This is a genomic window from Rhizobium sullae (assembly GCF_900169785.1).
Taxonomy (GTDB): Bacteria; Pseudomonadota; Alphaproteobacteria; order Rhizobiales; family Rhizobiaceae; genus Rhizobium; species Rhizobium sullae.
The window spans coordinates 21,195-27,194 of the sequence record NZ_FWER01000068.1; the positions used below are offsets into that span (position 1 = coordinate 21,195).

Sequence of the window (6,000 nt, forward strand, 5' to 3'; positions counted from 1 at the left end):
GATGGCCTCCGCTATTGCGATGGGCGGGATCGCCATTGCCCGTATCGGTTACGCCCTCGTCAGCACGACAGACCAGGATCTCGACGTCCAGATAAGCCGCCTCAAGGCCGCAGGCTGTGAGATCGTCCGCTCGGAGACCGGATCGGGCGCATCACGAGCCGGGCGCACCGATCTGGAAACAATCATGCAGTTCCGGCACGCCGGCGACGAACTGGTCGTGTTGTGGCTCGACCGGCTCGGGCGCTCGACGCGCGATGTCTTGGATCTAGTCCATGAACTCGATGAAAGGGAGCGTCGCTTCGCGTTCTCGAACCGGAGGTGACGACAGCAGGAAGCATGCCGAGGATGGTCATCACCATCCTCGGCATGGTCGCGGATATGGAGCTGAAATTCATCAAGGATAGGCAGAAGGCCGGGATCGAAGCCGCGAAAAGCAAGTTGGAGGCGGCTTGCAAATAGTCATTTCGACGAGGGTCTCAATTGTTTCAATAGGCGGTCGGGTGAACTGGCCTGCTCCAGCATTTTCTGTGTAGCACGCCTGCAGGCAAGTCAGGATTTCCGGAATATTTCAGTCGATCACGTTTACATAGAGTGTTGAGGAGCCTGCTATTTTGATCGTTTGCATGAACACGATGTTTGGATAAGCTTCGCACAACTTCCTGATTTCCGCTTTATCCGCTTCCGTAGTGCTCAAGCCGAATATGATGCCATCGAGTTCATTCCAGCCGAAATTAACGTCCTCGTACGCCTCTTCCTTGTTGCGACCAAACCCGCCGCTAACACGCCACTCCTGCTCATATTCCCATTCCGCTGATTTTCGATAAATAATGCTATTGATCGTCGCATCAGTAGCAAAGCTCTCAATGCCGCAAAATGAATTTATCAGATATGCTTCGGTGAAAAATGCTGGAACTTCACTCGTGTATTTGATCGGTTCGGCCATCACATGGGGGAATCGAGGCCGGGGATACTGCGCAGACGCATGACAATCCCGCGGTGTGAATTCGCATAATGCGACCACATCAACGGGATGTCCGGCCGGATGGTCAGGGAGAGGATCTTGACCAGCGAGAACATCGGCGTCAATTCCGCCGTATTCGGGTTCGCCTTCGCTTCGATGATTGCTAAGCCTTCGTCAATCGCAGGGCCGAACTCCCTGAACAAATAGTCCTTGCTCAGCCCTCTTACGTTTGCCCGGAGATATTCGAACATCACGCCCATCGGATTCGCCGCCCTCACGGGCTGGCCCCCCGAGTACAGTGCCCATAACTGCTCAAGAACCCTCTCCTTTACAAGTGCCTTGTCCGCTTTTAGCGACAGATCGAATTGCATCTCGAAGGGGTCGTTCAACTGTGACGTTGTTGACCATTGAAGGGTACGATTTTTCAGAACGATCTTGGCGGTGCCTTCGCTCATGTATTTGAAGAAATGCACGCGATCGTTCTTGGATCCTTCTCGCACTACGGGCAGCCTGTCGTCGAAACTGATCATTCGGTTTCCCGAGTTGGCGCGTCAGACTTCTTTTCTTGATGGACGTCCACTTCATTCCCCACTACATATCCTGCGAGTCCGCCCACCTAGGTTGTCCAGAGTCACCGTCATACCGATGATGTAGTCGCAGCCCATGTCGCCATGGCGCCCAGCCAAGCCGAAAAATGGAGCTCGTCGGCGATGAGTCTGCGGCTGTGACGCAAAGCTGCCAAGGTCCGGAACTGGCGCGACCTTGCCAATTCAAATTCGCGAAGGCGAAGGTCGCTGTGTTGCCCATGTTCGGCCTGCGCGATCATAACTAGACTGGGCCGGTCAGACGAGGGCACGACGGCCAGTGATCTTCTCGATGTTGATGCGGAAGAAGAGGTGAGGCGGACTGGCCACCTTGTCCTCGGAGTGAGGTGTCTCGCTGCCAGGTTCCCACCAGTTGGGGCGCGCTTTCTGCAACAGCGACCATGCATGGTCGCGCTCATCCTGCCGGGGGGCCGCTTCGGAGAGTTCTTCGTAGCGACCGAAGGCAATGACACTCCACCAGCTGCGGGGGCTGCGAATCTCGTCGACTTCGAAGCAAACCTGAGGATGTCCCCGCATCGCCGAGATCTTGTGACCAATCAGGGAGAAGCTGTAGATGTGGCCGTCCTCGTAAACGAAGCTGATTGGCACGACGTACGGCATCCCGTCTCTTACGCAAGCGAGGCGCCCGACCCTGCTCGCGGCCAGGTGCATCCTGCATTCTTGGGCGGTCATCTCACTGACGATCACGGGACTCCCCTGGTGAAAGAGCGAGCTTCGCTCTGTGCATCTCGATGCCGCGGAAGCGGACTTCTTGCTTCCACTGGATTCGCGATCGCTCGCGGGGGCTGCTATACGCCATGTTCCATGTTCCATGCGCCACGCCGGCAAAGACGGCGAAGGGTGCGCCGATGCAAGCTGCACCGGACTCAGGCACCTCTTTGTTTAGCCGGCCGTCTCAAGAAATCGATCAGCGAAGTCGGCGAGGGCGTTCCAGTCAGTGAATTCATGATCGCGCTCGGGGCTCGGATCGCCGCTGCGTTTCATGACGACGAATTTGACGAACTGCTCCTGGAAGTAATCGTACTTGGTGAAGCGCAAAGCACCTCCGAGAAGGAGGGTCATGCGTGGTTGCCACCCTGTCACGGAGACGAAGCGATCCACGTAGTTTTGCGCTTCCGTCTTTTGGTCTTCCAGCGCCGCCGACAGACTGACGGATATGAGGGCTGAATGCTTAGTGTTCAGCAGTTCGTGATGGGCAAACACGAAGTTCGTGACGATTTCCTGGTGGTGCTCCTGGTGGACCGACGCGGCAATGACGAACGCGTCGAAGGGTCCGAGCTTCAAATCGGATGCGAGCGCTGCGCTATCTTGCAGCTCGACTTGGTGCCCGCGCTCGCGAATATGCGCTGCCGTCCGTGCGGCAATTTTCCGCGTCTGCCCTTCGGTCGTTCCATAGACAATCAGGACGTTCACGATGTGCCTCCGACAGCGGAAGAGACATTCATAGGGACGATCGATACGAGCCAGCCCGGCATGCCGGAACTCAATGCTTCGCAACAGCAATTGACCGCATTATAGCTCATGGAACAGGCTCCGCGAACCCCTTTTCGCTGCGACTTGGGTGCTTAGAGCACGAAGAACCCGATCGTGGCCAGAGCCATGATCAGCACCGCTAGCCATCCGACTACGACCATCCACCGCGGGGCGGTCAGCCTGATTCTGTCGCAAACTTTTCACCGGGTTTGCAACCAGTATGGTAGGCGTAGATCCGGGTTGAAGATGAGCAGGCAGATTGAGTTTCCCGATCATGGTCGATTTCAAAGGCAGTCATTACCCGAAAGACGTGATTTTATACGCGGTATTTTTCTACGTGAGATATGCGGTCTCCTATCGTGATCTGGAAGAGATTATGGCCGAGCGCGGCGTTGCCGTTGACCATGCGACGCTGAACAGATGGGTCGTGAAATATTCGCCCCTGATTGCCTGCCAGGCCCAGCGCCGCAAATCCGCAACCAGAGCGGGGACCCGCACCACCTGACGTTCATCGTTCGTTCGGCCTTAGCGTGTCTGGGGGAACAGTTCTTGTTCTGGCCCCATATTGATTGGTCATCAAGCCCGTGGCCGGAACTTTGGCGACGGAGCGACGTTCCCTCGCCAAGAAGCGCCGACAATCTTGCGTGCGCACTATGGGCGAGCTGGTGAGCAAATCATATCGTCGTCTCAACTCGGAATTCAGGAACATCCAACAGGATATCGCGATGCGAACAGCGACCGTCGCAGTCATTGCCGGCACCTTTGCAGCGGTTCCGGCAGCGCGGGCACAGGATATTCTGCACGGGCACCGGCTCGCGCTTGAGGTATGCGCAACCTGCCACGCCGTCCTTGCGGATCAAACTCGATCCCCTGTTGCCGAGGCGCCCAGCTTCGAAGCGGTGGCTGTGACACCGGGAATGACCGCCATGGCACTTAACGTTTGGCTCACGGCCCAAAGTCATCCAACCATGCCGAACATAATACTCTCGCAGACCGATGTTCAGGACGTGTCCGCCTATATTCTAAGCCTGGCGGAATAGAGACCCGGTTTGACGGAACCGTAACATGACCGCGAAGCAGAACGCCGCCACCGCGGGAGTTTTGCAACAACTGCGGTAAGGTGAAAACTAGTTAACGCGGCCGCGTCTCTCCAACAGCCCGGGGTCAATTCCCCTACGGCGTTATCGACGGGATAGATGCCTATGATGTCGGAAATCGGAAACTGACGCTTTACGCCTTCCGCATCCAAGAATGCAATACCGTCCTTTAACGTCAAATCGGTTGCCAGGAAGTTGCGCTCCTCCCCGTCGCCAAATATCGACACAAAAAACAGGCTCGCCACTCACATTCATCGTGTCCGCGCCATGGCGCATTGGAAAATAGTTCTATGGAGTTCGCGCTTCCACGCGGTGGCAGCTTTGCAGGAGTTGACGGGTGCCATTGCCTGATCTCAGGCAGCGGCGCGGTCGTTCGTTCTCCGCTCGATAATGTGACAACTTCGGCGCTCGCTACGGTACCATCGACAGCAGACATGCCGGCGGCGAAGCCGTGCCCGCGGAGGGTGCGGAGGCCGTCGCCGACAGTGCCCAGCCGGGCGGCCGCGCGGCGATGCGCCGGCGGGTCTTCAGGACGTCGCGGGCGATGGTGAGCTCGTGGGTGGGCGTACGAATATCTCTGATATCGTCGTGGGGACGAGGTCCTCGAGATGCACCAGTTCGCCGTCGATCCACAGCGAAGCGCAGGCGTCCGTGAAATGAGTGCGTTCTAGCCAGCCCTGCCCGACCGGTGAGCGGGCGATGCGCTCGTCCAGACGCGTGAGCGCGATGCCAGCGTCGAAAGCCGGTCGCATCAGACCTGTTGTGCTGATTTTCGTGAGATCGTAAGCCATTGAAATCATGGTAAATGATTTCTTACAAGAACTCTATCTGAATATTAGGGTTCCCCACATAGTATGATTGAGAGTTGGTGTGCTAACCATCGATAACCAACGCTTATCGATGGTGAGGTTACGGTAAGCATCAGCGCCAAAGCCCAGCACTTTTTAAACTCCGGAAGTACTGAACTGGATTCCCCGGGGAGTATCAATTGTCGCTCTTTTGCGATGGCCTTGATGCCACCAAGGCGACGTATCCTTCCGCACTCCGACTACTACGGAAGCTCCGCCCTCGGGTTCGTCCATCTCCGGCCGTCACGGCTAGCCCAGTTCCCACTGGGCGGGCGATCCGAGTTCCCGTGTTCCGATTCCCAACCTTTGTGCCGTTAGGTGGTGAGCTGTACCCCTGACAATTCGGGAGGAAAGGCTATCGAGAGTGCCCCTTCCTCGGATACGGTGACCGCACCCAGCAGCGGAGAACTATAAGCCCCGCCGCTTCAGATTGCTTGGCCCTCTCGCCATCACGATTTAAGGGCTTGTTTCGGTAAATACAGAGGCTTCCAGCACTCACTTCGTTGCCTCACCATAGACACTGCGGTAGCCCGGCCTACGGCTGATGGGCCGTATCCGTTTCATTTAAGATCGATCTGCTGATGACACCCCGCCGGCGACGCCCGGCCGAGCTTTTCGATCCCCTTCCGTCTACTACTCTCTGTAGAGGGGTGACATTCCAGTCACCGGTCAAGAACCAGCTAGTTTGGGAGGTTTGCCTTTATTGCATACTAACCTCCCGCGCCTTCACGGCGCACGATCCGGCCGCGCTTCTTGAAGGCGGCAGAGGTGCCTGACAGCGCATCGGCGAACTCCTCATGGATGATCGCAACGACGCGGGCAAGCTCGCGCTGCTTTTCTTCCGGTAGATGTTCCAGGGACGATCGCATGGGCCCATCGATAGGCCAAAGACGATTCGCCGTCTACTACTGGAAACTGTAGGAACCGCGGCATGGAAGTCGACAGGGTCGGACGATTGCAACTGGTGGCGCAGTTATTCGCCACGCTGCTTTTTACCCCATACGCTCGGATGCGTA

The 6,000-nt window shown here is 57.0% G+C and carries 5 protein-coding genes and 4 pseudogenes; 3 read left to right on the forward strand and 6 right to left on the reverse strand.

The features are described from left to right. Nucleotides 1–19 precede the first annotated feature (19 nt). Nucleotides 20–459 (forward strand): annotated as a pseudogene (locus BN1800_RS34830) (recombinase family protein). Between the two features lie 109 nt (nt 460–568). Here BN1800_RS34830 and BN1800_RS34835 read toward each other — a convergent pair. The 4 genes from BN1800_RS34835 to BN1800_RS34850 form a co-directional block, all read right to left on the reverse strand. Next, entirely contained in the window at nt 569–943 is a 375-nt protein-coding gene (locus tag BN1800_RS34835) for a hypothetical protein (RefSeq protein ID WP_087004770.1), read from the reverse strand. Further along, nucleotides 943–1,491 (reverse strand): hypothetical protein, encoded by a 549-nt coding sequence (locus tag BN1800_RS34840; RefSeq protein ID WP_087004773.1) that lies wholly within the window; start codon nt 1,489–1,491, stop codon nt 943–945. Before BN1800_RS34840 ends, BN1800_RS34835 begins: the two co-directional genes overlap by 1 nt. Nucleotides 1,492–1,803: 312 nt before the next feature. Further along, nucleotides 1,804–2,379 carry a pyridoxamine 5'-phosphate oxidase family protein gene (locus BN1800_RS34845; RefSeq protein WP_087004776.1) on the reverse strand — a complete coding sequence of 192 codons (576 nt, stop codon included), beginning with the start codon at nt 2,377–2,379 and terminating at the stop codon, nt 1,804–1,806. Between the two features lie 69 nt (nt 2,380–2,448). Continuing rightward, complete coding sequence (locus BN1800_RS34850) at nt 2,449–2,979, reverse strand: flavodoxin domain-containing protein (RefSeq protein WP_087004779.1); 531 nt, start codon at nt 2,977–2,979, stop codon at nt 2,449–2,451. A 334-nt stretch (nt 2,980–3,313) separates the two neighbouring features. Here BN1800_RS34850 and BN1800_RS34855 point away from each other — a divergent pair. Together BN1800_RS34855 and BN1800_RS34860 are read left to right on the forward strand one after the other, a co-directional pair. After that, nucleotides 3,314–3,535, forward strand: a pseudogene (locus BN1800_RS34855) (IS6 family transposase); the annotation flags it as partial. Nucleotides 3,536–3,692: 157 nt separating this feature from the next. Then, nucleotides 3,693–4,079, forward strand: a complete 387-nt coding sequence (locus BN1800_RS34860; RefSeq protein ID WP_244564766.1) for a c-type cytochrome — start codon at nt 3,693–3,695, stop codon at nt 4,077–4,079. 513 nt (nt 4,080–4,592) lie between these two features. On the opposite strand, the pseudogene BN1800_RS34865 reads toward BN1800_RS34860, so the two are convergent. Together BN1800_RS34865 and BN1800_RS34870 are read right to left on the reverse strand one after the other, a co-directional pair. Beyond that, nucleotides 4,593–4,936, reverse strand: a pseudogene (locus tag BN1800_RS34865) (RHE_PE00001 family protein); the annotation flags it as partial. A gap of 779 nt (nt 4,937–5,715) precedes the next feature. Further along, nucleotides 5,716–5,853, reverse strand: a pseudogene (locus tag BN1800_RS34870) (nucleotidyltransferase); the annotation flags it as partial. Nucleotides 5,854–6,000 lie beyond the last annotated feature (147 nt).